Source organism: Streptosporangium sp. NPDC020145 (genome assembly GCF_040631275.1).
GTDB lineage: Bacteria > Actinomycetota > Actinomycetes > Streptosporangiales > Streptosporangiaceae > Streptosporangium.
The window spans coordinates 215,054-239,824 of the sequence record NZ_JBEXZT010000002.1 but is presented as its reverse complement, the minus strand read 5'-3'; the positions used below and the strand labels follow the sequence as shown (position 1 = coordinate 239,824).

Here is a 24,771-nt window from a genome sequence, read left to right as displayed (position 1 = left end):
GCCCTCGACCGGGTTACCGCGTGCCCTGATCGTTACCCCCGCGCGGGCGCGCGGGGGTCAGGCGACGGACAGAGCCTCCCGCAGGCTGCCCCGGGTCTCGATGTACCTGTCGAGATTGGTCATGGTCAGCAGGCGGGCGACCATGCCGGGCCGTACGACCAGGATGAGGCGGCCCTGGGCGTCCCTGGCACGGGTGAGCGCGCCGACCAGGACACCGAGGCCGACCGAGTCGCAGAACGAGATCTCGGTCAGATCGAGCACCAGGCAGGGATGTTCGATCATGCCGAGGGCACGGCCGATCTCCGTGTCGAGACGCGGCGCGACCGACATGTCCAGTTCCCCCGCGGCGTGGACCACGACACAGGGACCCCTGCGCCATCTGCGGACCTCAAGAACCGTCATGGCCATCACCTCCTCACCGGATCCCTGCCCCGGGAGGAGGCGGACTCACTTCTTGCAGATGTTCTCGGTCGCGGTCTTCGCCTCGGGAAGCGTGCTCGCCGAGGGGCTCGGGGTCGGAGCCGGGGTCGAGGTAGGGGCTGAGGAGGGGGCCGTGACGGTGACCTTCCTGGCTCCCGGGTACTTCTGGCCGACGACCACCTCGATCCGGTCGCCGAGGTCGTCGACCACGCGCACCTCGGCTCCCGGCAGCGCGGCGGCCAGGGTGCGCGCGGAGTCCTCGCGGCCGGGGCCGTACCGGATGAGGGTCTTGTCGTGGTCACGCTCGCGGGTGTCCCCGGCGGGCTGCGGCACCCGGAACCCGGCCTTGATCAGGTCGTTCCTGGTGCGCGCGCCCAGGCCCCTGATCAGGGTTCCGTTGAGCACCTTGACGGCGATCCGCGACGGCGGCACGGTCAGCGGGGTCGCCGACGGCTTCGCGGACGGCTTCACAGAAGGGGTTACGGAAGGTTTCACGGAGGGGGTCGCCGAGGGGCTGTTCGTGGGCTTGGCGGGCTTGGTGAGCGGGTCGTCCGCGGCGATCCTGCGGAACATCTCGGCCGCGGCCTCCTTGTCCCACAGCACGGCCGACTCACCGGTCGGCGTCTTGTAGTCGACGTCGGCGAGCGGGACCGTCGCGAAGGAGACGTCGTCGGTCGAGACGTTCTTGAGCTGTTCGGCCAGGCCGAGCAGGTCCCTGCGGAGCGCGTCGTCGACACTGAGCGTGCCGAGGGTGCTGTTGACGAACGCGCTGAGCCTGACGGGATTGGCCAGCGTGCCGCCGCTCAGCGCCCGCTGCAGCAGGGCCGAGATGACCTGCTGCTGCCGGTCGATGCGGTCCAGGTCGGAGCGGGCGGTGGCCCGGGTCCGGGCGTAGGACAGGGCCTTGGCGCCGTCGAGGGAGTAGTTGCCCGCCTGGAGCTGCAGCCCGGTCTTCGGGTCGTCGATGGCCACGGGGGTGCAGACGTCCACACCGCCCAGGGAGTCGACGACCTGGATGAAGCCCAGCACGTTGACCTCGACGTAGTGGTTGATGGTCAGCCCGGTGACGTTCTGCACCGTCCGTACGGCCAGCTTGGGCCCGCCGAGCTGGTAGGCCGCGTTGATCTTGCGCATGCCCTGGCCGGGGATCGTCGTCCAGGTGTCACGGGGCAGGCTCACCACGGTGACGCGGGTGTGGTCCTCCGACAGGTGCAGGACCATCATGGTGTCGGTGCGCTGCCCGCTCTCCCGGCCGAGCTTGAGCTCGTTCTGCTGCTTGCGGGTGAGGTTGTCGCGCTTGTCCACGCCGACGACCAGGATGTTCATCGCGCCGGTGGCCTGCGAGCCGGGCACCCCCGCGTCGACCGACTTGATCTGGCTGCCCACGTAGTTGGTGAACGCCCAGGTCGTCCCGGAACCGCCGAGGACCAGGCAGGAGAGCGCGCCGGCCAGGACGAGGCCGCGCCGCCGTGACCGGGCACCCCGGGCGGGCCTGCGCTCACGCCGGGGGGCGACTCGGACCTTGCCGTAGGCGTCGCCGCCCACCCGCACCCCCGAGTCCTCTTCTCCCGACTCGCGCATGCGTGGCCCCCTAGGCTTGCTGGGTCGATGAGGTACCCGTCCGTACAGTAGCGTGAGCGACGCCATGAAGCAGTTCCCCGACTCGCCCGCGCCGGCGTCGTCTCCCGAGACACGTGTCTGGCCGCCCATCTCCATCGTCATCCCGGTGCTGAACGAGGAGCGCCATCTGCGGGAGGCGGTGCGCCAGGTCCTGTCGCAGCGTTACGACGGCCCGATCGAGGTCGTGCTCGCGATCGGGCCCTCGAAGGACCGCACCCAGGAGGTCGCGGACGCGATCGCCGCGGAGGACCCCCGGGTGGTCGTGGTCCCCAACCCGACGGGCCGCACGCCCAACGCCCTCAACGCCGCCATCGCCGCCTCGCGCAACGCCATCGTCGCCCGGGTCGACGGCCACGCCATGCTGCCCGAGGACTACCTCAAGGTCGCGGTCGAGACCCTTGAGGAGACCGGGGCCGACAACGTCGGCGGTGTCATGGCGGCCGAGGGCGTCACGCCCTTCGAGCAGGCGGTCGCCCGCGCCATGACCTCCAAGATCGGCGTCGGCGGGGCCAGGTTCCACACCGGCGGAACCGCCGGGCCCGCGGACACGGTCTATCTCGGGGTGTTCCGCAGGGAGGCGCTCGAACGCGTCGGCGGCTACGACGAGCACTTCCAGCGGGCGCAGGACTGGGAGATGAACCACCGCATCCGCGAGACGGGCGGCCTGGTGTGGTTCCAGCCCAGGATGCGCGTGTCCTACCGGCCGAGGCCGAACGTCAAGGCGCTGGCCAAGCAGTACTTCCACTACGGCCGCTGGCGCAGGGTGGTCGCCCGCACCCACGAGGGCACGATCAACCTGCGCTACCTGGCGCCGCCCGCCGCGGTGCTGGCCATCATCCTGGGGCTGGTCGTCTCGCCGTTCTTCTGGCCCGGCCTGCTGCTGCCCGGTGGCTACCTCGCGGCGATCCTCGCCGGGTCCGCGCTCACCGGGAGCGGACTGCCGACCTCCGCCCTGCTCAGACTGCCGCTGGTCTACATGACCATGCACATGTCGTGGGGATGGGGCTTCCTGACGAGCCCGCGCAGCCTGGTCAAGCCCGCCAAGGGCTGAGGTTCCCGGCGGGCCGTACGGCTCGCCCCGGAGTCTCAGCGGGCCGTACGGCTCACCCCGGAGACGAGGACGTCGACCACCGTACGGGCGAGGTCCGCACGCGACGGCTCGGGCGCCGGTGCCGTCAGGGGTCCCGCCGGTTCGGGGGCCAGGCAGCTGACGCGCACGCCGTCGGCCGCCCACTCCCCGGCCAGCGCCCGGGTCAGGGCGACCACCGAGGCCCGCGCGGCCGACCGCAGGGCGTGCCCCGCCCCGGGGTACGGCACGGCGGAGTGGAACAGCAGGTGACCCCGCCGCTCACGCAGGTGGGGCAGGGCGGCGTCGGCGACGACGACGGGACCGAGCTGGGCGGCGCCGGTCCTGCCCAGGTCACCGGCGGCCGGCGCCTCGACCACGCCGACGACGTGGTCGATCCCGCCGCTCTCCTCGGCCACGCGTGCCAGGGCCTCCTCGACGGAGCGCGGGTCGCTCACCAGCGTCCAGGGGAAGGAGAACACCGCGGCGCCGTGCCGTCCGGCCAGTTCGGCCACCGCCGCGCCCACCCCGTCCCCGTCCCCCTCGCCGAAGATCACCACGGTTCCGCCGTTCAGCGCCGCGCCGTACGCGGCGGGCGGCTGCTCCGGCACCCGCTCGGCGGCGAGCTGGAACAGCCGCTCGGCGATGAACACGTCGACCGGGTGGGTGACCTTCATGTTGCGCTCACTGCCGGGCACGACGTGGATCGGCACGTCGGGCAGGTAACGCAGCACGACGCCGCAGTCGTCGGTCGGCGGCCGGTCGGCGAAGCCGGGATCGGCGAACGCCCGCTCGTAGGCCTCGCGGATCACCGGCAGGCGGAAGCACTGCGGGGTCTGCACGCGCCGCAGCGCCGCCCGGTCCGGGACCTCACGGACGACCTCCCCGTCCGGTCCCCGCCCGACGACCACGATCGTGTCGGAGGTGGGGATCGCGACCTCGACGGCCCGGTGGGTCCGCAGCGCCTCGACGCACTCGGTGATGACGCGCGGTTCGAGCAGCGGCCGTACGGCGTCGTGCAGCAGCACGTCGCACTCGCGCTCTTCGTGCTCTCCGTGATCTTCAAGGGCCCGCAGCGCCCGCCAGGTGGTCTCGGTACGGCTGGCGCCGCCCTCAAGGACCCGGCTGACCTTCGTGAACCCCCCCGCCGCGACGACGCGCTCCACATCCTCGGTGAAGCCGGGCGTCATCAGCACGAGGATCTCGTCGATCTCCGGGGCGTCCTGGAACACGGCCAGCGTGTGCTCGATGATCGACCTGCCCGCGATCTCGACGAGCTGTTTGGGGGTGTCGAGCCCGACCCGCCTGCCGACCCCGCCGGCCAGGAGAACCCCGACGGTGTGCGGGCGTGGTTCAAGAACGGTCAAGGTCTGACTCCTCCAACGGTCTGGATACGGCGAGCGTAACGGTTGACCGTCCGATCCCGGCCCGCGGTCCCGTGCTATGCGGTCAAGATCTCGCTACCCTGAGTGCGCACTCCCCGATTCGTACGGCGAAGCCGTCGGATACGAAGGAGCTCTTCTTGCCCGATCCCGATGCCTCCCTCCCCGCGGAGGGCCTCCCCCCAGACATTCCATCCGACGGCTCCACACCTGTTCCCGCCGCCCGGACGGCCACCGTCGTGCTCGCCACGACGGACGCCGCGGGACTGCGCGGGCAGGGCGGCACTCTGCTCGACCGGCTGACCGCACAGCTCTCCGGGCTGCCCACCGGGGACGTGCACGTGGTCACCCGCTCAGGTGACGTCATCCGCGCGCCCGGCGGCGCCTACATGATCGGCTCGGAGGGGTCCGGCGGCCTGGCGGACGACCTGCGCAGGGTCGCGGGCGTCGCCCGTACGGCCACGGGACCGGTCGCGGTGCTCGCCGGGAACCTGGTGGCCCACACCGAGGCGCTGGCGCTGCTGCTCGAACGCCCGGGACGCGACACCGGCGCCCTGGTCACCAGGGGGGACGGAACCCCGACGGTCAGGATCGACAGGGGGCTGGTCTCCGCGGCGGGGACCTCCCTCCACGACGTGGAGGGCCCGAACGGCGCCTTCCACGGTGCCTTCCAGGTGGGCGCCGACGACGTGCGGACCCTGGCGGCGACCGCGGAGACGCTGGCCGACCTGGCCGAGGCCGGTGGCCTCGGGACGACGGACGGCGCGGAGGCGGGCGAGCTGCTGCTGTCCGGCCTGCTGCGCTCCGGTGTCGCGGTGCGAGCCGTCGGGCTCGGACGGCTGCGCTGCGACCGGGTGACGACGCAGGAGGAGGCGAACGCGGCCCTGCGGCGGCTGAGCGAGGTGGACGAGTCCGAGGCCCGGCTGGACGCGGCGATCAAGAGCGACGACGGCTTCTTCGCCACCTTCTTCGTCAGCTCGTGGTCCGGACACGTGGTCAGGGTCGCGGCGCTGCTGGGCCTGCGGCCGAACGCGGTCACCGGTGTCTCGGTCGGCCTGGCCGTACTGGCCGCCGTCTGGTTCTCCGCGGGCACCCGTCCCGCGCTGGTGACCGGGGCCGTGCTGGTCTACCTGTCGTTCGTGCTCGACTGCGTCGACGGCCAGCTCGCCCGCTACACCCGGCTGTTCTCCCCGCTCGGCGCCTGGCTCGACGCCACCTTCGACCGGGTCAAGGAGTACGTCGTCTATCTGGGACTCGCCCTCGGCTACCAGGGGGAGGGCATCTGGCCGCTGACCGTGGGGGCGCTGATCCTGCAGACGCTGCGGCACACGGTCGACTTCTCCTACGTGGGCGCCAGGGCGGACGCCGAGCGGGCGGGCCACGCCTGGGCGGGGGCCGCGGGTTCGCCGGCCGCCAGGAGCGACGTGGCCGTGGCCGCCGAGGGGCCCCGGCGGCGGGGGCGCGATCCGTACGGACCGGTCGTGACGCCCGCCGAGCCGCCGGTGCCTCCAGCGCCCCCGGCGTCTCAGGTGCCTCAGGAGCCGCCCGCACGGCGGGGCAACGCGGTCGTACGGCTCTCGCACCGTCTGGAGCAGGACTCCCTCACCCGCTGGCTGAAGAAGATCATCGTGCTGCCGATCGGGGAGCGGATGGCGTTGATCGCGGTGACCGCGGCGCTCTTCGACGCGCGGGTGACGTTCCTCGCGCTGCTGGGGTGGGGCTGCGTCGCCATGCTCTACACGCTTTCCGGCCGGGTCGCCAGGTCGATGAGCAGGTGAGAGGGGAGCCATGGTCACCGTTCACATGACGCCGGTGCCGCGCGGCAACGTGGTCGCCTACCGCGACGACGGGGTGCTGTCGCGGGGGATGGGCGCGCTGGTCGTCGGGCAGTTGCCGCCGCTGCCGCCCGTGCTGGTCGGCACGTTCGTGACCGGGGTGCTGCTGCTGGTCGGGGTCGCGGGCACCGACGGGCTGGCCGTCCTGGCCCCCGCCGTCGCGCTGCTGCTGGCGGGCCCCGGCAGCTCACACCCGCACGACGGCCGCCTCGACTGGCTGGTGCCGCCGATCCTGCGCCTGACCGAGTACGGCTTCGTGGCCTCGGTCGGGTTCGCCCACGACGTGCCGCCCTGGTTGATCTTCACCCTGCTCGGCGCGATGGCCTTCCACCACTATGATCTTGTCTATCGTCTGCGGCAACGCGTCTATCCGCCGCAGTGGCTGGCGACCTTCGGGCTCGGCTGGGACGGCCGGATGCTGCTGGTCGCGCTCGGCGGGCTGACCGGGCAGGTCACGCTGGTGTTCGCCCTGCTTGCGCTGTATCTGTGGGGTCTGTTCGGGTGGGAGAGCGTTACCTGCTGGCTGGCCGTACCCCGCTCGAAGGCGGGCTCGGCCGGCCTGGAGACGCATGACTGAGAACACCCGGCAAACCTCCGATTACACGATCAAGGCCTGAAGGCAACTAACCTTTGGGACCAGGAGTGCCCGTCGAGGGGCTCACTTGGATGAGGAGTGCACGTTGCTGGGAATGGTGCTGGCCGCCGGGGCCGGACGACGCCTGCGGCCGTACACCGACACGCTGCCCAAGGCGCTCGTGCCGGTCGACGGTGATACCACGATCATGGACATCTCGCTGCGGAACCTCGCCGCGGCCGACCTCCGTGACGTCGTGGTCGTCGTCGGATACCAGGCGCAGGCCGTACACGAGCGCAAGGCCGAGCTGGAGCGGCGGCACGGCGTGAAGCTCACCCTCGTGCACAACGACAAGGCCGAGGAGTGGAACAACGCCTACTCCCTGTGGTGCGCCCGTGACCATTTCGACCAGGGTGTGCTCCTGGTCAACGGCGACACCGTGCACCCGGCCTCCGTCGAGGAGACGCTGCTTTCCGCGCCGGTGACCGGCGACATCCTGCTCGCGGTCGACAACGTCAAGAAGCTCGCCGACGAGGAGATGAAGGTCACCCTCGACGACGACGGTCACCTCAAGCTGATCACCAAGCTGATGGACCCGGCCGCCGCGGCCGGTGAGTACATCGGCGCGACGCTGATCCGTCCCGGTGCCGCGGAGCGGCTCGCCGACGCCCTCAGGGCCACCTTCGAGCGCGACCCGCAGCTGTACTACGAGGACGGCTATCAGGAGATGGTCACCCGCGGCGAGAAGATCGCCGTAGCCCCGATCGGGGACGTCCCGTGGGTCGAGGTGGACAACCACGACGACCTCGCGAGGGCCCGGGAGATCGCGTGCCGATACTAGCCAGGATGCTGCCCGCCCCGCTGACCATGGAGGTACGGCGGGGCGCGGTCGCCCAGCTCGGCACGCTGCTGGCCGACAGCAGGGTGGCGACCTCGGGGCGGGTCGCGGTGGCCGTCGGAGTGGGGCAGGGCGACCGGATCGCCTCGGTCATCGCCCCCTCACTCGGTGAGGCCCAGGTCTTCCGGGTGGCGAACGGCTCCGTCGACGCCGCGGTCTCGCTCGGCGCCGACCTGCGCAAGGGCGCCTACGAGGCGGTGGTCGGCATCGGCGGAGGCAAGACGATCGACGCGACCAAGTACGCCGCGTCGCTCGCCGGGATCCCCATGGTCGCGGTGGCGACCAACCTGTCGCACGACGGCATCTGCTCGCCGGTCGCGTCGCTGACCCACGACGGCGGCAAGGGCTCCTTCGGTGTGCCCATGCCGCTGGCCATCGTGGTCGATCTCGACTTCGTGCACGACGCGCCCGACTCCCTGGTCCGTTCCGGGGTCGGCGACGTGGTGAGCAACCTGTCGGCGATCGAGGACTGGCAGCTCGGCAACACCGAGCGGGGCGAGCCGATCGACGGTCTGGCCTGCGCGATGGCCCGCACCTCGGCCGAGGCGGTGATCGGCAGGAACGACTCCATCGAGTCCGACGCCTTCCTCACCGTGCTGGCCGAGGCGCTCATCATGTCGGGGATGGCGATGGTCATCGCCGGGTCATCCCGTCCTTCGAGCGGCGGAGACCATGAGATCCTGCATGCCGTGGATCAGCTTTTCCCCGGCACCTCGAACCACGGCGAACTCGCCGGAATCGGTGCCGCCTTCTGCTTCTTCCTCCGCGAGGACTCGCGGAGACTGACCCAGGTCGTCGAGTGCCTGCGCGGGCACGAGCTTCCGGTCACCCCCGGCGACGCCGGACTGACCGAGGAGCAGTTCACCGAGGCCGTCATGCTGGCGCCCTCGACGCGTCCGGGACGTTACACGATCCTGGAGCACCTGCGCCTGTCCGAGCCGGAGATTCGCGAGCGGGTGGGGGACTATGTCCGGGCCGTCGGTCGCTGAGTTCCGCGCGGTCGCCCAGCCGCAGTCGACCATGGGTCGCAACAGCGGCGAGCACTGGGCGGGCTCGCTGTACATGCGCAAGCTGTCGATCTACGTCACCTGGTTCCTCGCCAAGACGCCGATCACCCCCAACCAGACCACCTGGCTGATGATCCTTTCCGGACTGCTGGCGGGCGTGGTGCTCACGGTGCCGGGGTTCTGGGCCGCGGTGGGCGCGGCCCTGCTCATCCAGCTCTACCTGCTGCTCGACTGCTCCGACGGGGAACTGGCCCGGTGGACGGGCCGTACCTCGATCACCGGTGTCTACCTGGACCGGGTCGGGCACTACTTCGCCGAGGCCGCCCTGCTCATCGGTCTTGGCTTCAGGGCCTCGGAGGTCCTGCCCGACTGGTACACCGTGCTGGGCTTCGCCGCCGCGCTCGGCGCCATCCTGATCAAGGCCGAGACCGACCTGGTCGACGTGGCGCGTGCCCGCTCCGGGCTGATCGCGGCGACGGAGAGTTCGGCGGAGCAGTTCCGCTCGCGGGGCCTGGGCATGGCCCGCAGGGCCGCGGCGGCGCTGAAGTTCCACCGGCTCGTCCAGGCGGTCGAGCTGTCCCTCATCGTGGTGCTCGTGGCCCTGTGGGACGCCCTCAGCGGCGGTCTGGCCGCGACGCGGGTGCTCATGGTCGCCTGCGTGGTGGTCGCCGTGCTGCAGACCGCTCTGCACCTGGTGAGCATTCTGGCCTCCAGGCGGCTTTCGTGAGGAACCGGATGGCGTTTCGGTGCGTCGTAGGTGCGGACGTCCCACTGTTTGGTGGGTGTTCGCCGGAGGTTCCGATACGCTTATTTCCCGGTAAATCAGGAAGTTGTACTGAAGCCAGAATCGCCCCACCCAGCAGACTCGGTGATCATGAAAGTATGCCCCGCACGTGCTCTCGACGCGTCAAGGCGATGACGCGTTGAAGATCTCGTGCGTCATCCTCACCATGGGCAACCGGGTCCCTGAGCTGGCCCGGGCCGTCGAGTCGGCCGTCAACCAGGTCGACGGCGATGTCGAGATCGTCATCGTCGGCAACGGCGCGGACGTGCCCGAGCTGCCGGTCACCGTGCCCGCGGGATCGGCGGCCTCGATCAGGACCGTCCGGCTCAGCCACAACACCGGCATCCCGGCCGGTCGCAACCGCGGCGTCGAGGAGTGCTCCGGCGACGTCGTCCTCTTCCTGGACGACGACGGCTGGTACGGCGAGAGCAACGTCATCTCCCACCTTCGTGAGCGCTTCTCGACCGAGCCCGACCTGGCGGTCGTCTCCTTCCGCGTGATGGATCCCGAGGGCGGTGTCGGTCAGCGCCGTCACGTCCCGCGCCTGCGCGCGGGCGACCCCGAGCGGTCCTCACCGGTCACCACCTTCCTCGGTGGCGCCTGCGCCATCCGCCGGTCGGCCTTCCTCCAGGTCGGCGGCCTCCCCGAGCGTTTCTTCTACGCCCACGAGGAGACCGACCTGGCCTGGCGGCTGCTCGGCGAGGGCTACCGGATCGAGTACGACGCCCAGACGGTCATGTACCACCCGCAGGTCCCGCCGACCCGCCATGCGGACTTCTACCGCCTCAACGCCAGGAACCGCGTCTGGCTGGCCCGGCGCAACCTCCCCTGGCCGCTGGCGGCTTTCTACCTCCTCAACTGGATCGTTCTCACCCTGCTCAGAGAACGTTCCCGTCCGGCGCTGCGCGCCTGGTTCACCGGCTTCACCGAGGGGATGCGCGAGCCCGCGGGCGAGCGCCGTCCGATGGGCTGGAAGACCGCCTGGCGCATGCTCCGCCTGGGCCGTCCCCCGATCGTCTGAGCCGTCAGCCGGGCGCGGCGGCGTGCGGCTGACCGAGATCGTCTTCTCCTTGCCGAGGAGCGGTTCCACCGGGTTCGAACCGGTGGCCGCACGGGCGCGACCGGTCGGTCATGCGCTTCGGGCGTGCGGATCCTGCGGGGCTGTCAGGAGAGGGGCGAGGCGTTCGAGCTGGTCGACGGCGGAGACCAGGTCGTTCGCCAGGGGATGCACGAGGACGTGGTCGGCGCCCGCCTCCAGGTGGGCGCCGAGCCTGTCGGCGACGGTCTTCTCGTCCCCCCAGCCCAGGATGGCGTCGATGAGCCGGTCACTGCGTTCACCCGCGAGGTCGTCGTCCCCGTAGCCCAGGCGCCTGAAGTTGACGGTGTAGGGGGTCTCGACGTCACGGAACCGGGCGGGGGTCAGGGCGCGCATCCGCGCCCTGGCGGAGACCGGGTCGGTGTCGAGGACGACCGCCTGGTGAGGGATCAGCAGTTTGCCGGGCCCCAGCCGCTCGCGCGCGATCGCGGTGTGCTCGACCGGCTGCATGAACGGGTGCGCTCCGTCGGCGTGGTCGGCGGCGAGCCGGTGCGCCCGGGGCCCCAGGGCGGCCAGGACGAGGGGGTAGCCGATCTCCGGGAGCAGCGTCGTCGCCGCAGTCGCCATCGCCTCTAGATAGGCCTGTAGCTCTCCCAGTGGGCGGTCACCGCCGTGCCCGCCGAGACCGAGGACGAACCGCCCGGGGTAGGCCTCGGCGAGGGTGGCGGCGCCGCCGTGTGCGGCGAGGGGCTCGCGCATCCGGATGTTCGCCACCCCCGTTCCGACGACGATCCGGTCGGTCGCGGCCAGCATCACGGCGTGCTGGGTGAACACCTCACGTCCGGCGCCGAGGGAGGTCGCCGGGGGTTCGCCGCTCCACAGTGAGCCGTAGCCGAGCCGTTCGACGCGGGCGAACTGCTCACGTTGCACACCGACGGGGGTCCTCAGCAGGGTGGGCGGGGCCAGCCAGACACCGAACCGGCCCAGCCTCAGACGTGTCTCTTCCACGGTCACGATCGCTTGCCTCCGGGGTATGGGAGGACTCCCTACTATTCGGAGGAGTCCTCCGTTTTGTGTACACCACAATACGGAGACTGCCTCCGTTTGACAATCGACGCATGTCGTCGAGCGGCCTGTCACAAGGCGGCTGCTGTGTCGTGAGGAGAGGGAAGCCCTGTTCCAAGCGGCCGGGTTGCCCGGCCTCTCCCGAGGGCGGGTTGCCGGGGCCTTGTCCTGAGGAGGCCGGGTGGGGGCGCCTTGCGCCATGGACGGGCCCCGGGGCGACCGGAGGGGGTCGCGGTGGGGCGGACGGAGGGAGCCGTCGGCCTGGGCGCACCGGGCGGAAGGCGCCGGGTGGAGGGCGCCGGGTGGGGCGCGTCGAGTGGGGGCGCCGGGCGGAGGGTGTACTCGCCCACCTCGACCAGCCGCTGTTCCGGGTGCCGCTGCCGGTCGAGGTGGGCGAGGCGCCGATGGCGGCCGTCCGGGTCGGGCGGCCGCCATCGCTGTGGTCCGTGGACCAGCTCGTGGGAGGGACTAGGGAATCCAGTTGAAGGTGTCCGGGTCGGGGCCGACCCGCTCGTCGCGGTTGAGGGCGGAGATCGTGTTCATCTCCTCCTCGGAGAGCTCGAAGTCGAAGATGTTGAAGTTCTCCTGCATGCGCTCGCGCCTGAGCGACTTGGGGAAGACGATGTCGCCCCGCTGGATGTGCCAGCGCAGCGTCACCTGGGCGGGTGTCCTGCCGTGTCGTTCGGCGATCCGTACGATCGTCGGGTCGGTGAGCACCTTGCCCTGCGCGATCGGCGACCACGCCTCGGTGGCGATGTCGTGCTCGGCGTCGAACGCCCTGATGTCGTCCTGGGTGAGGTACGGATGCGCCTCGATCTGGTTGACCGCGGGCACGGTCTCGGTCTCCTCCAGGACCCTGCGCAGGTGGCTCACGTGGAAGTTGGAGACGCCGATGGCCCTGACACGCTCCGAACGGTAGATCTCCTCCAGGGCCCTCCAGGTCTCCACGAAGTCACCGACGGCGGGCAGCGGCCAGTGGATGAGGAACAGGTCCAGGTAGTCGAACCCCAGCTCCTCCAGCGTCCGGTCGAACGCCTTCAGGGCGTCGTCGTGGGCGTGGAAGCCGTTGTTCAGCTTGCTCGTGACGAACACCTCGCCCCGGTCGAGACCGGACGCCCTGACCGCCTCGCCGACCTGTGCCTCGTTGCCGTACATCTCGGCGGTGTCGATGTGCCGGAAGCCGACTTCGAACGCGGACAGCACCGCCGCCTTCGTCTCGCCAGGTTTGATCTGGTAGGTCCCGAACCCCAGCTGCGGGATCTCGACGCCGTTGTTCAACCTGATGATGGGTACCGAAGTCATCCGATTTCCCCTTGATGTCTGTGTGTTGAGCCCCAAGCATGCCGGTACCCGGCTTTGTGCCGTTTAACAGGTACCCCCTCGACATCGCCGACCGGCATCGTGACCCCGCCGACCTGGAGAGAAGGGACAAATTTCCCTTATGTGGTGATAAGTGGTGAGAAGCGGGAAGGGGTGCGGCACCCAAGGGCGGGGAAGAGCCCCCGGGCCGCAAGGTCCGCCGAAGCCGTACGAGGGCGGCGCCGGTGGTCGTCCGGCCCGGGGGTTCCGCGCGCCTCGCGGCCTCTCCGGGGTTCACGCGGCGGCGTCTGCGGGCTCCGGGTCGGAACGGGGAGACGGGAGGGGGCCGGAGGGCTCGGGAAGCCTCAGCGTGATCAGGACGGCCACGGCCAGGACCGCGACGAGGCAGACCAGCACGGTGCGCACCCCCCAGGCGTCGGCCAGGGCGCCGAAGGCGGGGGAGAGCAGGCCGCCGACCGACAGGGTCAGCCCCAGGGTGAGCCCGCTGGCCGTTCCCACCCGGTTGGGAAGGTAGTCCTGAGCCAGGGTGACCTGGGCGGCGAAGGGCACGAACAGGGCGGTGCCGAACAGCGCCGTACAGCACAGCACCCCCGCCAGGCCGGGTGAGAACACGACGCCCGCCACCGCGAGCGCGGCCGTCAGATAACCGAGGCGGATCGTGCTCAGCCGTCCCCGTCGTTCGGCGAGCCATCCGCCCGCGAGGGTGCCGACCACGCCGCCCGCGGTGAAGACGGTGAGCGTGGCCGTCCCGGTGGCGGTCGAGACGTGGAAGCGGCCGATGACGTTCAGGGCGGCGAAGGAGCCCATGACGACATAGGGGATCGACCAGAATACCGCCAGGGCCGACAGCCGGGCGAACGCCCGCCAGTCGTCGCGCCCCGTGGCCCCCTCCGCGCTCGCCGGGGCGGTCGCGGTTGCCGGGCCGGAGTCGGAGACGCGCCGGGCCAGGAGGTAGCCGACTCCGGCCACCACGGCGGGCACGGCAAGCAGCCAGGTGCCCCGGGTTCCGGCGGCGTTGAGGACGAGGGCGACGAACAGCGGGGCGAGCGCGCCTCCCACGTTGCCGCCGACGGAGAAGACGCCCATCGAACGTGCGGAGCCGCCGCCGGCGACCCGTGCGGCCTTGGCCGCCGCGGGATGGTAGGCGGCGACGCCCAGGCCGGAGACCGCGATGGCGAGCCATGTCCACGCGTAGTCGTCGACCAGGCCGGACAGGCCGACCCCGACGCCGGCCGCGATCATGCCCACGGCGACCAGCCAGCTCATCCGGCGGCGGTCCACGGCTACGCCGAACAGCGGCTGCACGACGCTGGACAGCCCCGTGGCGGCCACGACGATCCCCGTGGCCAGCGCGTAGCTGTAGCCGCGCTCGGCCACCAGGAAGGGGAGCAGGGCGGGGACGGCGCCCTGGTACATGTCGTTGACCCCGTGGGTGACTGTGAGCAGCCCCAAGGCCCTGCGGTTCTTCACTCTCTCGTGCGTCCTTCTCGTGAAAGTCCGAGGACTGTCCTCAGACCTCAGACAACATAAGGTGTCGATCGTCCCTGGAGTTCCGCAACTCCAGGGACGAGGTCAGGAGGTCGCCAGCAGGGTGGCGGCCTTGGCGCTCCAGCGGCCCTCGCTGCGGGTGATCCGCACCGGGTGGTCGAAGCACGCACTGATCAGGTCGGTGGTCAGGACGTCGTCAACCGGGCCGGAGGCCAGGCAGTGGCCCTTCCTGAGCAGCATCGCGTGAGTGGTGCTCGCGGGAAGCTCCTCCAGGTGGTGGGTGACCAGGACCGTGGCCAGTGAGGGATGCTCGTGCCTGAGCAGGTCGATGCTGCCGAGGAGCTGCTCGCGGGCGGCCAGGTCAAGGCCCGTCGCCGGCTCGTCGAACAGCAACAGCCGTGGCCGGGGCATCAGCGCCCTGGCGATCAGGGCCCGGCCACGCTCGCCCTGCGACAGCGTGGGCCAGCGCGCCTCGCCTCTGGCGCCCATGCCCAGCAGCTCGATCAGGTGGTCGGCGCGCTGGGTCTCCTCGGCGGTGGGCGCCCAGCGGGGCACGAGCGCGATGGTGTTCGTCAGGCCGGTCAGGACGACCTCTTTGACCCGCAGCGGGGAGTCGGGGGCGTGACGCGGGTCGACGTGACCCAGGTAGGAGCGCAGCTCCCGCATGTCGACCCGGCCCAGCCTGCGCCCGAGCACCTCGACGACGCCGCGGGTGGGGTGGGTGACCGCGCCCAGCAGGTTGAGCAGTGTGCTCTTGCCCGCGCCGTTGGCGCCGAGCAGGGCCCAGTGCTCACCCCGGTGCACGGTCAGGGAGATCTGCCGCAGCAGGTGGTTGCCGTCGCGCACGACGTCGACCTCCTGCGCGTGCAGGACGGGCCCGGTTTCCGAGGGCTGGGAGACGATCATCGGTCGGCCATCTCCGCCCTGATGAACGCCATGGTGCCCTCCAGGTTGTCGGCCGTGGCGGCCACCGCGGCCTCGGCGTCGCCGCGCGCCAGCGCCTCAAGCACGTCGGCGTGGGCGCACGAGACGTCGGGCAGGGCGGCCTCGTGGGTGACCATCTCGATCAGCGCCGCGCGCAGCACGGGGCGCACCACGTCGAACAGGCCGACGAGCACAGCGTTGCCGGACAGCTCCACGATCGCGTGGTGGAAGTCGAGGTCGGCGTCGACAAAGGCGGCAGGGTCACCGCCGACCCGCTCCTGGCGCTCGCGCAGCCTCGCCCTCAGCCGCTCGACGTCCTCGGGGCGGATGCGCCGCGCGGTGAGCCTTGCGGCCTCGACCTCAAGGGCCCTGCGCACCTCGTAGGCCTCAAGCAGCCGGGCCCGGCGCAGGAGCTGGCGCACGTCCGGCCCCTCGTGGGGGATCGCGGACAGGTCGGTGACGAACGTGCCCGAGCCGTGCCGTACGTCGACCAGACCGTCACGGGCCAGCAGGCGGATGGCCTCGCGCACCGAGGAACGGCCGACGCCGAGCTCCTCGGCGAGCCGCACCTCGCTGGGCAGCCGTTCACCGGCCTTCCAGCGCTGCTCCCTGAGCAACTCGCGCAGCAGGCTCTCCAGTTGCGGCACGACGGGTCCGTGCCGCAGGCCGGGTGACTCGGCCATCTCCCACCTCCCATGGGCTCTCCTCGATGCGAGAACCCTAACAGGTCCTCAGACCTCTGAAGACCGACGAAGGTCTTCCGGGAGCACATGAAGGCTTCCCGGGCCCCACGAAAGCTCCCAGGACCATGAGGCTCCGATAGCCGGGAAGGCCTTCCTGGCGAAGGCTCCCAGCACCCCTGGAGGTCAGAGCACGCGGAGATCACCGGCCGGTTGCTGTTGTGCTCCCTGGGGAGAGCGGGACGGGGAGAATCGCTAGAGTTCGAAAATCCGAACATGGCTCCATCGGCGTTCTACGGCGCCGCGAAAGGTTCCGGCGTGGACGTCTACACCCTCGGCGAGGCCTTCGCCATCGTCAGCAGCAGCCGGATCCGTCACGAGAACGAGGTCAGGCTGGACGTCACGGGATCGGAGTTCACCGTCGCGGTCGGCCTGGCCAGACTCGGCCACAAGGTCGCGTGGCTGGGCAAGGTGGGCGCGGACGAGCTGGGCCAGCGGGTGCTCACCGCGCTGCGCGGCGAGGGAGTGGACGTCTCCGACGCCAGGACCGAGGACGGCTCGGCGACCGGGATGATCCTGCGGGAGACCAGACCGGGGCAGGCGGCCAAGGTCACCCACTACCGGGGAGGCACCCGGCTCGCCCAGGGGAACGTTCCCATAGACCGCATCGCGGCCGTGCGCATCCTGCACGTCAGCGGGGTCACCGCCGCGCTGAGCGCGCGCGACGCCATGCAGGCCGCGGTACGGGCGGCACAGGCGGCGGGGGTCGTCGTCTCGGTGGCCGTGGACTACCACGACCGGCTCTGGCCCGACCTGCGGGAGGCGGAGGAGGTCCTCGGCGCCCTGGCAGGCTCGGCCGACCTGCTGTTCGTACGGCAGAGCGAACTCGACCTGGTCAAACCCGCCCTCGGCGGCGGCAGGCAGGTCGTGGTGCTCAGGGGGACCAGGGGGGCGAGCGTGCGGGTGGACGGCGTCCGCCACGACGCCCCGGGCATCGTGGCGCCCGTGGTCGACCCCGGAGGGTGCGAGAACGCCTTCGTCGCGGGCTATCTCAGCGCCCTGCTCGACCGGCTGCACCCGACGGACAGGCTGCGCAGGGGCGCCCAGCTCGCGGCCTTCGCCGCGTCGAGCCCCAGCGACTGGCAGGGCCTGCCGACCCGCGCCGAACTGCCGCTCCTCGAACTGGAGGGCTGACCTACAGCTGCTTGGCCTCGCCGAGCGTCATGGCCAGGTGGGAGACCGTACCGGTCAGCACCGCGCGCCTGGGCAGGCCGAGCTCGCTCAGCTCCTTGGCGATCGGGTGGTTGCCCAGGCGGATCAGCGCCCCGCCGAGGCGGGCCCGGACCCCGCGCAGGGTGGCCGACCAGGGGACACGGCGGGTGACACCGTCGAGCTGGCCGTAGGCCCTCGGCGGCGTGACCCTGCCCACGAAGGGGACGGCCGCCCCCGGCTTGACGAGCAGGTCGAGCACCAGGCGGCCGTCCCTGCGCACCACGCACCGCTTGTACGGCGAGGCCATCCGCAGGTCGATGTCGGCGACCTCCCGGGGGAAGCCCCAGATGGCGCGTCCCGCCTCCGCGGCGAATTCCCGGTCGGACGGCAGCCAGTGGACGAACGACCCCGCCCCGGCCCGGCGCAGCTCGGCGAGGTTGGCCCGCAGGCCACGAGCCCTGGGCGGCGGCCCGGCGTCGGGCGGCCTGGTCAGGAAGGAGACGGCGAACTCCCGGCAGGCCTCCAGGTCACCGTCGGCGTGCTCGGCGAACGCCAGTGTGCACAGGGCCCTGCCCGGCAGCACCTCGGCGACGTCGAAACCCGAGTAGGCGATCACGGCCCGGGCGGCGTCCGCTCTGACGAGATAGGAGGCCGCGCACGCCACCGCGTCGCGGACGCGGACGGGGGTGGATATCTCACGTCCCTGGATCAGATGGCGTGCCATGCCTCCAGTACACCAATCTCCACGGCGGACGTCACCGGTTTGCCGGCCCATTCCTCAAGGCGGCCGACGAACTCACCCGCGTGGTCGGGCCAGTGGTGCTCGTTCAGCGCCTGCTCGTACCCGCGCTTGCCCATCGCCGTGGCCCCGCCGGGGTCGTCCCGCAGCCCGAGCACGGCGTGCAGCGCCGCGTCCACGTCCCCGAACGGCACGACGACGCCGCAACCGACCCGCTCGACCATCGAGGCGGCGGCGGGCAACGGCGTCGTCACCACCGGGACACCCCTGGCCATGTACTCCACGACCTTGGTCGGCATCGACTGCCGGTAGTTGGGCACGTCGTGCAGCAGGGAGAGCCCGGCGATCGCCCCCTCGGCCATCCGCAACGCGTGCTGGTTGGGCACGTAGCCGTACCAGTCGAGCACGCCCTCCCGCTGCGCGTCCCGCAGCAGCGGCCTGATCTCCTGGTCGGCCGCCCCGACCAGGTCGGTCCTGATCCCGTGCGGCAGCAGCCGCCTGGCCAGCTCGACCAGCTCGACGGCCCCCCTGGCCGCCGACAGCTGGCCGACGTAGATCACCCGGTTCCCCCCGGGCGGGGCGGGCGGGCGCCGGGGCACGTAGGTGGTGTTGAGCACCACGGGATGGGGCCTGGAGAAGCGCTCCTGGTAGGCCTCCTCGGCCAGGATCAGGTGCATGCGCCGCTCGGCCCTGGCCTCGACCCCGCGCACCAGCGACGGCAGCGTACGGCGCAGCACCTCGGGCAGGTACGGCTTGGCCTCAAGGGCGGCGGCCGTGTCCTCGTGCACGTCCCACACGGTCGCGGGCCTGCGCCTGGGCAGCCGGAACAGCAACTCGATGTCGTGGACGATCAGCAGGTCGGCGCCCTCGATCCCGCGTTTGAGGGCCTTCCTGGCCGCCTTGAGCGCGCGCCTGCGGCGCCGCCCGGTCGCGCGGGGAACGTCGATCGCCCTGATCCCGGGATCGGGCGTGACGTTGCAGTCGGTGAAGGGCGCGACATAGGTGATGTCATGCCCGGCGTCGAGGAGCGCCCGGATCTGCCGATGCATGATCCGGGCGTCTTCGGGGTGATGGACGATCGTCCCGACACATACCCGCATATGCCGATGCTGAGTGCCGGTTCCGTCCGCACCGGATGCGTTGAGTGAACTACCGGGGAACGGCGGCTGAACTCTCCTTCGAGGAGGGCCTGCGGTACAGCCAGACCAGGCGGGGTTCGAGCAGCCATTTGAAGAGCGTGCGGGTCTGCGGCAGGCTCAGGATGATCGCCAGTACGAGCGAGCTCGACGCGATCGCCAGCACGCCGAGCGGGCCGTACAGCCAGGGGAAGCTCAGCCACTTCTGGTCCTTGGCGATGAGCACGACGACACCGTGCAGCAGGTAGGTGTAGAGCGTGCGGGTGCCCAGGTCGGAGAACCAGGTCTCGCGCCTCGGCACGAGCGCCAGCAGCGCGACCGAGAGCGTCAGGCCCGCCAGCAGCATGGCCGCGCGCACGCTCAGGCCCATCCACCAGCTGAGGTGCATGTACTTGAAGCTGTAGCGGTAGTAGACCGGGTCGAGGCCGACCCTGGGGGCGAGGTAGACGGCCACCGCGACGCCTCCGGCGACGACGAACCCGGCGGCGATCCGCACCCAGAACGGCTTGAGCAGGTCGAAGTGCTCGGGCTTGAGCAGCAGGCCGAGCACGTAGAACGGCAGCAGGCCGAAGAACCGGTCGAGGCTGAAGTCGCCGGATATCTCGGAGAAACCGGCCACCATGTATATGGTCACCGCGACCAGCAACGGCTGGCGCATCCGCGTCCAGATGGGGGTGGAGATCCGCCAGAGCACCAGCGCGACGAGATACCAGTTCAGCCAGGCCGGGTCGATGATCGTCAGGGTCCACTTCTGGCCGAGCGCGTAACGCAGCAGGGCGTACCCGATCTCGATGAACGCGTACGGCACCAGCATGGTGTCGACCAGCTTGTTGATCTTCGCGTTCGAGTTCCAGAAGTTGCGTCCCAGATAGCCGCTGATCAGCACGAACGCCGGCATGTGGAACGTGTAGATGAACAGGTAGGCGGCCCTGGAGGAGTGCGCGGCCAGGGTCGGCACCAGCGAGTGCCCGATGACCACCATGACGATCAGGACGAACTTGACGTTGTCGAGGTACGGCTCGCGCTTCTTCTTCGCCGGGGGAGCGGTGGGCTCCTCCTCGGCGTAGGCCCGCTGCTCCCACTCCAGGGCCGCCGGACCTCCGACGGACGAGGGGGCGACGGCCGGTCCCGCGGCGTGCGCGCCGACGGGAACCGGGGCCCTCTGCTGCTCGGTGACCTGGGGGTGTTCGTCCAGGTAGGCAGGGATTCTGGGCCGGGCGTTCAGGTGCGAGGCCGCCCGTGAGCCCCGGCGGCGCGGCGTGGTCCGCTCGGGGAGCTCGGCGGGAGCCGGTGCGGTGTACCCGGCCTGCTCGGCGGGCGCGGGGGGTTCCTGAGACGGGACGGGGTGGGCCTGCTCCCAGGGGGAGACGGTCGCCTCTCCCCACGCGGAGGGCCGACGGTCGGCCTCCTGGGGCTCGGGCTGCTGCCGGGCGGAGTTCTCCCAGTAGGAGAAGGTCTCCGAGGAGGGGGGCTCGGACGGGGTGCCCGAGGTCCACGCCCGTGCCTGGGCCGCGCCGAACTCCTGAGCCCACCGCGCGTCCCGCTCCCGGGACTCCGGCCTCTGGGGCAGGGGCTCCCGGGTCTCCGGCCTCTGCGACGCGGGTTCCTGGGACGCGGTGGTGTGCGGGGGGTCGTGAGGGCTGGGGTAGGGGCTGCGCGCCTGCCGTGCGGCGGACGGCGCCGCGCCCGCCCCGGAGGTCTCCTCACTCCCGAAAGCGGAGGACCCCTCCCAGTACGGCGTGCTCGTCTCCCCGCCGGGCGCGTTCTCCGGCTCCCGGTAGGCGGGGTAGCCCCACGCGGTCACCTCGCCCGCCCCCTCCGCAGGGTCGGGGGCCGGAGGCTGGGGCCACGGCGCCGCCCTTCCGTCCTGCCCGCCGGTTTGCCCGCCGCCTCCGGCGCCACTGGCGCCGTCGTCCCATGGGGCCGGTACCGGGGAAGAGGGTCGGGTGTCGCTCACGAGGAAAACGCTCAGCTATCTGTCGGAGACGGGGAAGCGGACCGGCGAGATCGCCCGGGACACGGACGGATGACGGAGTCGTCCACCGGTCGGACCACCATAAACGCTCTTGGACGCCCTGTCGCACGAGCTCGCCGCGTTTCACGGGGTTTCGTGACCGTCGGGGCGGCCCGGAGCTGGGAGAACGGCCCCGTTCCCGGAGGAACGGGGCACGGGGCGGCACCGGCGGTACCGGGGACAGGGCTCAGAGACAGGGGTTGGTGTTGGCGTCGACCACGTCGCCCTTGATGCTGTCCGGGATCTTGATGGGAGCGGCGACACCCTGCCAGTCGGCACCGATGACCAGCTGGATGACCGGCCCCTGGCCGTCCGTCGTGGTGGCCGGGGCGCTCGCCGTCGGCGTCGCGGTGGGCGCGGTCGAGGCCGTTCCCGTGGCCGACGGGACGTACGGCTCGCTGCCGCCCGGCTTGAGCTTGCCGCCCTCCGGCTTGACCTTCTCCTTGTTGAGGAGCTTGGCGGCCACCGGGGCGGCGTAGTCGGCGCCGTCCTGGGCGTTCCTGGCGTACAGGATGCGTGTCTTCGGCTGGTCGGCGCCGCTGGGCAGCCGCGCGTTGCCGACCTCGGTCACCGTGAAGCCCTGGGCGGCCAGCGCGTCGGCCACCTCCTGCGCCCTGCCGGCGACGCTGGTGCCGTTGAGCACCTGGACCCTGACCTGGGAGGGCTTGATCGCGGGTTTGGCGGGGGCCGAGGTCTGGCCTGGGCTGGCCGAGGGCTTCGGCGTGGCGGTCGGCTGCACCTCGATGTCGCTGCGGATCGCGGCGAAGAGCTGGTCGGCCTTCGGCTGGGCCCACTCGACCCGGCCGGGGTCGGGCGCGTACGGCTTCCAGGGGACGGTGACGGACTTCAGGCCCTTGGCGTTGAGGGAGGCCGCGCTCTGCGCGATCTCCAGGAGCCGTCCGGTGGTGAGGTTGCGGTCCATCGTCACCGAGGAGGTCGCGGCCTCAAGGAAACTGGTCAGCTTGCCGAGGTCGGTGAGCAGGTCGGAGCTGGTCGCCTTCTTCATCACCTGGGTGAGGAAGACCTGCTGGCGCTTGATGCGGCTGATGTCGCTGCCGTCGCCGAGCGTGTAGCGGGCACGGACGTAGGCCAGGGCGGTCTCGCCCTTGACGATGTGCTTGCCCTTCTTCAGTTCGAGCTTGGCCTTCTTGTCCGTGACGTCCTTGGGCAGGCAGATCTCGATGCCGCCGAGGGCGTCGATGATGCCCTTGAACCCGGAGAAGTCGACCTTGACGAAGTGGTTGATGTGGATGTCGGTCAGCGTCTCGATCGTCTTCCACGTGCAGGTGATGCCGCCGTCGTTGAAGGTCGCGTTGATCTGCCGGAGACCGGCGGGGATGATCGCCTTGGTCTTGGGGTTCTGGCACTCGGGCGCCTGGACCATCGAGTCGCGGGGAAAGCTGATCAGCGTCGCCTTGTCGCGGTTCGGGGAGATGTGCAGGAGGATGATCGTGTCGGTCCGCTCACCCGTTCCCTGCAGGTGCTGGCCGTACTTCTTGTTGCCCGCGCCGTCGCGGCTGTCGGAGCCGACGACGAGGACGTTGAGCGCGCCCGTCTCCGGCGGGCGGTCGGCGCCCAGCTTGCCCTCGACGTCCTCACGGGTGATGTTGCCCTCGATGTCCCGGTAGAACTTGTAGCCGGTGAGGGTGCCGACCACCATGACGCCGGTCAGCGCGACGCTGACCCAGGCGCCGACGCCGAGCTTGGCGGCCTTGCCGCCCGACCCTCTCGACCGGCCGCCGCCGTTCCTCCTGGGAGGTTCCTGGTAAAGAGGGGAGATCTCCTCAGGCGTCACGCCGTTCCCGGCCGCGCGCCTGGACGCCCTGCGCCCAAGGGCCGGCTGGGTGGTGTGATCGCTCATGGCGACGTGCCGCTGGTCGCTCATGCGATCTCCTTGCTCGGCGGCGACACCCGCTGTCTCGGCTCGCTCATAGCGCCCAAAGAGTAGGTCACGAAGTCGGCGTGGGGAGTCGTGATGGTACGAACTCAGCCATGATCTCCCCCCGGGGACTGCGCGGTGATCCGGCCGCCCAGCATACTCAAATACGGACATTTCTTGGAATGTTACTGAAGGAAGGTTTACTCGCGGCGAAAGCCGCAGCAAGGCAGGCCAGTGGTACGGCGGGCAGCACGTAGCGGTAGTCGAACTCCGCCACCGCCGCGGGCATGACCAGCAACGTCACCGCCGTCGCCCAGGGCAGCGCCCACACCACCGGGACGGATCCGGCCGACCTGGCCCGCCGTACCCCCGCGACGACCGGAGGGAGGAGCAGGATCACCAGCAGCGCGGCGCCGGGCAGCGCGGCGACGCCCTGGTAGGCCCGCATCCAGCCCGCGTACGGCTCGACCACCTCGGTCTCGATCGGCCCCCGCTCGTAGAGCCGGGCGAAGGAGGCGCCGACCAGGGCCGGGTAACGTCCCGGCGGCTCGGGCGTCGCGGCCGGGAAGAGGTAGTGGTCGTAGATCTCCTGGTCGGGGTAGACGGGCCGGTCCAGCGTGAAGGAGCGGCCGAGCTCCGTCAGGACCGAGCCCAGATAGTCCAGCGGCTGGCTGCGGATGGCCAGCGAGGCGAACTCCCCGGCCAGCGCGTCGGTCTCCCGGGTGAAGGTGATGCCGGGCAGCCTGACCAGCGGGGAGTCCTGGCCCCAGAGATACTCCTGCGAGGGGGGCCGCGACGCGGGCGGCCGGGGGTCGCACAGGACGGCCAGCTCCGCCGACGGCCTCATCACCGCGCAGTCGGCGAACGTCATCGTCTTGGCGTACAGGAAGGCGCCGTTCGCGCCGACCAGGCCGATCCTGCCGGTGGTCGCGTGGAACCAGACGCCGTAACCCAGGATCGGCAAAGCCGCCGCGGCCAGCGTCACCGCCGCGACCGCCACCCGGCCCCGCTGCCGGTAGAGCAGCCACGCGCCCAGGAGCGCGACCAGCGGCAGCCCGACCGTCCTGGTCAGCGTCGCCGCCGCGACCAGCAGGCCGATCGCGCACGCCCCGGCCATCCGCCCCCGCTGACTCCCGGGCTCCCGTACGGCCAGGCAGACGGCGGCCACCACGAGCGTCGTGAACAGCGTGTCGGAGACCAGCAGGTGCTCCAGCTCGATCTGGTAGGCGTCCAGCAGGACGGGGACGCAGGCGAGCGTCGCGGCCCAGGCGGGGGCGCGCAGCCGCCTGGCGGTGAGGTAGACCATCACGCCCGTCAGGAGCCCGAGCAGGTGCTGGACGCCCGCGACGAGGGCGAAGCTGTGCAGGGGCTCCAACAGCCGCAGGAACATCGAGTAGCCCGCCGGGCGCACCAGGTCGGGCCTGGGCCGCATCGCGGTGACCACGTAGGTGTAGGAGTCGGGGAACCACAGCGCGGGCCGGTAGCCGAGCATGGCGAGCGCCCGCAGGACGACCCCGAGACCGAGCACCACCAGGAACCACCGCTGCCTCAGCGGTTCCAGCGCGGCCCGCTCCGGCACCGGGAAGAGCCCCCTGCGCCCCCGCACCCACCCGACCACTACCGCCCCCTTCGCATGCTGCGCGTACGCTACCGGCTCGGCCCGCCCGTCGCGCGCCCCCGTCGCCGTCGCGC

21 protein-coding genes are annotated in these 24,771 nt (G+C 71.2%); 8 read left to right on the top strand and 13 right to left on the bottom strand.

Features of this window, described 5'->3' with window-relative positions:
• Window positions 1–57: 57 nt before the first annotated feature.
• Together ABZ463_RS03725 and ABZ463_RS03720 are read right to left on the bottom strand one after the other, a co-directional pair.
• Window positions 58–402: an STAS domain-containing protein gene (locus tag ABZ463_RS03725; RefSeq protein ID WP_362772618.1), complete on the bottom strand. Its 345-nt coding sequence runs from the start codon at window positions 400–402 to the stop codon at window positions 58–60.
• 45 nt (window positions 403–447) lie between these two features.
• A complete protein-coding gene (locus ABZ463_RS03720) occupies window positions 448–2,001 on the bottom strand; it encodes an LCP family protein (protein ID WP_362772615.1) in 1,554 nt (517 codons plus the stop codon).
• A gap of 64 nt (window positions 2,002–2,065) precedes the next feature.
• On the opposite strand from ABZ463_RS03720, the gene ABZ463_RS03715 reads away from it, so the two are divergent.
• The gene (locus ABZ463_RS03715; RefSeq protein WP_352010173.1) at window positions 2,066–3,091 is read left to right on the top strand and encodes a glycosyltransferase; all 1,026 of its coding nucleotides are present in this window, start codon (window positions 2,066–2,068) and stop codon (window positions 3,089–3,091) included.
• A 35-nt stretch (window positions 3,092–3,126) separates the two neighbouring features.
• On the opposite strand, the gene ABZ463_RS03710 is transcribed toward ABZ463_RS03715, so the two are convergent.
• The gene (locus ABZ463_RS03710) at window positions 3,127–4,473 is read right to left on the bottom strand and encodes a bifunctional cytidylyltransferase/SDR family oxidoreductase (protein ID WP_362772612.1); all 1,347 of its coding nucleotides are present in this window, start codon (window positions 4,471–4,473) and stop codon (window positions 3,127–3,129) included.
• A gap of 155 nt (window positions 4,474–4,628) precedes the next feature.
• Between ABZ463_RS03710 and ABZ463_RS03705 the strand changes: the two genes are divergently transcribed.
• The 6 genes from ABZ463_RS03705 to ABZ463_RS03680 all read left to right on the top strand — a co-directional run bounded on the left by ABZ463_RS03705 (window position 4,629) and on the right by ABZ463_RS03680 (window position 10,607).
• The gene (locus ABZ463_RS03705; protein WP_362772609.1) at window positions 4,629–6,266 is read left to right on the top strand and encodes a CDP-alcohol phosphatidyltransferase family protein; all 1,638 of its coding nucleotides are present in this window, start codon (window positions 4,629–4,631) and stop codon (window positions 6,264–6,266) included.
• A gap of 10 nt (window positions 6,267–6,276) precedes the next feature.
• Complete coding sequence (locus ABZ463_RS03700; protein WP_352009947.1) at window positions 6,277–6,900, top strand: DUF5941 domain-containing protein; 624 nt, start codon at window positions 6,277–6,279, stop codon at window positions 6,898–6,900.
• Between the two features lie 103 nt (window positions 6,901–7,003).
• Window positions 7,004–7,738 (top strand): phosphocholine cytidylyltransferase family protein, encoded by a 735-nt coding sequence (locus tag ABZ463_RS03695; protein WP_352009946.1) that lies wholly within the window; start codon window positions 7,004–7,006, stop codon window positions 7,736–7,738.
• A 5-nt stretch (window positions 7,739–7,743) separates the two neighbouring features.
• Window positions 7,744–8,784 carry an iron-containing alcohol dehydrogenase family protein gene (locus ABZ463_RS03690; protein ID WP_352010172.1) on the top strand — a complete coding sequence of 347 codons (1,041 nt, stop codon included), beginning with the start codon at window positions 7,744–7,746 and terminating at the stop codon, window positions 8,782–8,784.
• On the top strand, window positions 8,762–9,529 hold the full coding sequence (locus ABZ463_RS03685) for a CDP-alcohol phosphatidyltransferase family protein (protein WP_352009945.1): 768 nt from the start codon (window positions 8,762–8,764) through the stop codon (window positions 9,527–9,529). Before ABZ463_RS03690 ends, ABZ463_RS03685 begins: the two co-directional genes overlap by 23 nt.
• A 196-nt stretch (window positions 9,530–9,725) precedes the next feature.
• On the top strand, window positions 9,726–10,607 hold the full coding sequence (locus ABZ463_RS03680; protein ID WP_352009944.1) for a glycosyltransferase family 2 protein: 882 nt from the start codon (window positions 9,726–9,728) through the stop codon (window positions 10,605–10,607).
• 108 nt (window positions 10,608–10,715) lie between these two features.
• On the opposite strand, the gene ABZ463_RS03675 is transcribed toward ABZ463_RS03680, so the two are convergent.
• The 5 genes from ABZ463_RS03675 to ABZ463_RS03655 form a co-directional block, all read right to left on the bottom strand.
• Window positions 10,716–11,630 carry a TIGR03620 family F420-dependent LLM class oxidoreductase gene (locus tag ABZ463_RS03675; protein WP_362772603.1) on the bottom strand — a complete coding sequence of 305 codons (915 nt, stop codon included), beginning with the start codon at window positions 11,628–11,630 and terminating at the stop codon, window positions 10,716–10,718.
• 525 nt (window positions 11,631–12,155) lie between these two features.
• Window positions 12,156–12,989, bottom strand: a complete 834-nt coding sequence (locus ABZ463_RS03670; RefSeq protein ID WP_362772600.1) for an aldo/keto reductase — start codon at window positions 12,987–12,989, stop codon at window positions 12,156–12,158.
• Between the two features lie 291 nt (window positions 12,990–13,280).
• On the bottom strand, window positions 13,281–14,477 hold the full coding sequence (locus ABZ463_RS03665; protein WP_362772597.1) for an MFS transporter: 1,197 nt from the start codon (window positions 14,475–14,477) through the stop codon (window positions 13,281–13,283).
• A gap of 102 nt (window positions 14,478–14,579) precedes the next feature.
• Entirely contained in the window at window positions 14,580–15,401 is an 822-nt protein-coding gene (locus ABZ463_RS03660) for an ATP-binding cassette domain-containing protein (RefSeq protein ID WP_362772594.1), read from the bottom strand.
• Window positions 15,398–16,102, bottom strand: a complete 705-nt coding sequence (locus ABZ463_RS03655) for an FCD domain-containing protein (protein ID WP_352009939.1) — start codon at window positions 16,100–16,102, stop codon at window positions 15,398–15,400. Before ABZ463_RS03655 ends, ABZ463_RS03660 begins: the two co-directional genes overlap by 4 nt.
• Before the next feature lie 273 nt (window positions 16,103–16,375).
• Here ABZ463_RS03655 and ABZ463_RS03650 point away from each other — a divergent pair, with 273 nt between their 5' ends.
• Window positions 16,376–17,293: a PfkB family carbohydrate kinase gene (locus ABZ463_RS03650; RefSeq protein ID WP_362772590.1), complete on the top strand. Its 918-nt coding sequence runs from the start codon at window positions 16,376–16,378 to the stop codon at window positions 17,291–17,293.
• A 1-nt stretch (window position 17,294) separates the two neighbouring features.
• On the opposite strand, the gene ABZ463_RS03645 is transcribed toward ABZ463_RS03650, so the two are convergent.
• From ABZ463_RS03645 to ABZ463_RS03625, 5 genes are all read right to left on the bottom strand, one after another.
• Window positions 17,295–18,035, bottom strand: a complete 741-nt coding sequence (locus ABZ463_RS03645) for an acetoacetate decarboxylase family protein (protein WP_362772587.1) — start codon at window positions 18,033–18,035, stop codon at window positions 17,295–17,297.
• The gene (locus ABZ463_RS03640; RefSeq protein WP_352009936.1) at window positions 18,020–19,150 is read right to left on the bottom strand and encodes a glycosyltransferase family 4 protein; all 1,131 of its coding nucleotides are present in this window, start codon (window positions 19,148–19,150) and stop codon (window positions 18,020–18,022) included. Before ABZ463_RS03640 ends, ABZ463_RS03645 begins: the two co-directional genes overlap by 16 nt.
• Before the next feature lie 49 nt (window positions 19,151–19,199).
• Entirely contained in the window at window positions 19,200–21,143 is a 1,944-nt protein-coding gene (locus ABZ463_RS03635) for an acyltransferase family protein (RefSeq protein WP_362772582.1), read from the bottom strand.
• Window positions 21,144–21,387: 244 nt separating this feature from the next.
• Window positions 21,388–23,085, bottom strand: a complete 1,698-nt coding sequence (locus ABZ463_RS03630; protein WP_352009934.1) for an LCP family protein — start codon at window positions 23,083–23,085, stop codon at window positions 21,388–21,390.
• A 154-nt stretch (window positions 23,086–23,239) separates the two neighbouring features.
• The gene (locus ABZ463_RS03625; RefSeq protein ID WP_362772578.1) at window positions 23,240–24,697 is read right to left on the bottom strand and encodes a phospholipid carrier-dependent glycosyltransferase; all 1,458 of its coding nucleotides are present in this window, start codon (window positions 24,695–24,697) and stop codon (window positions 23,240–23,242) included.
• Window positions 24,698–24,771: the final 74 nt, after the last annotated feature.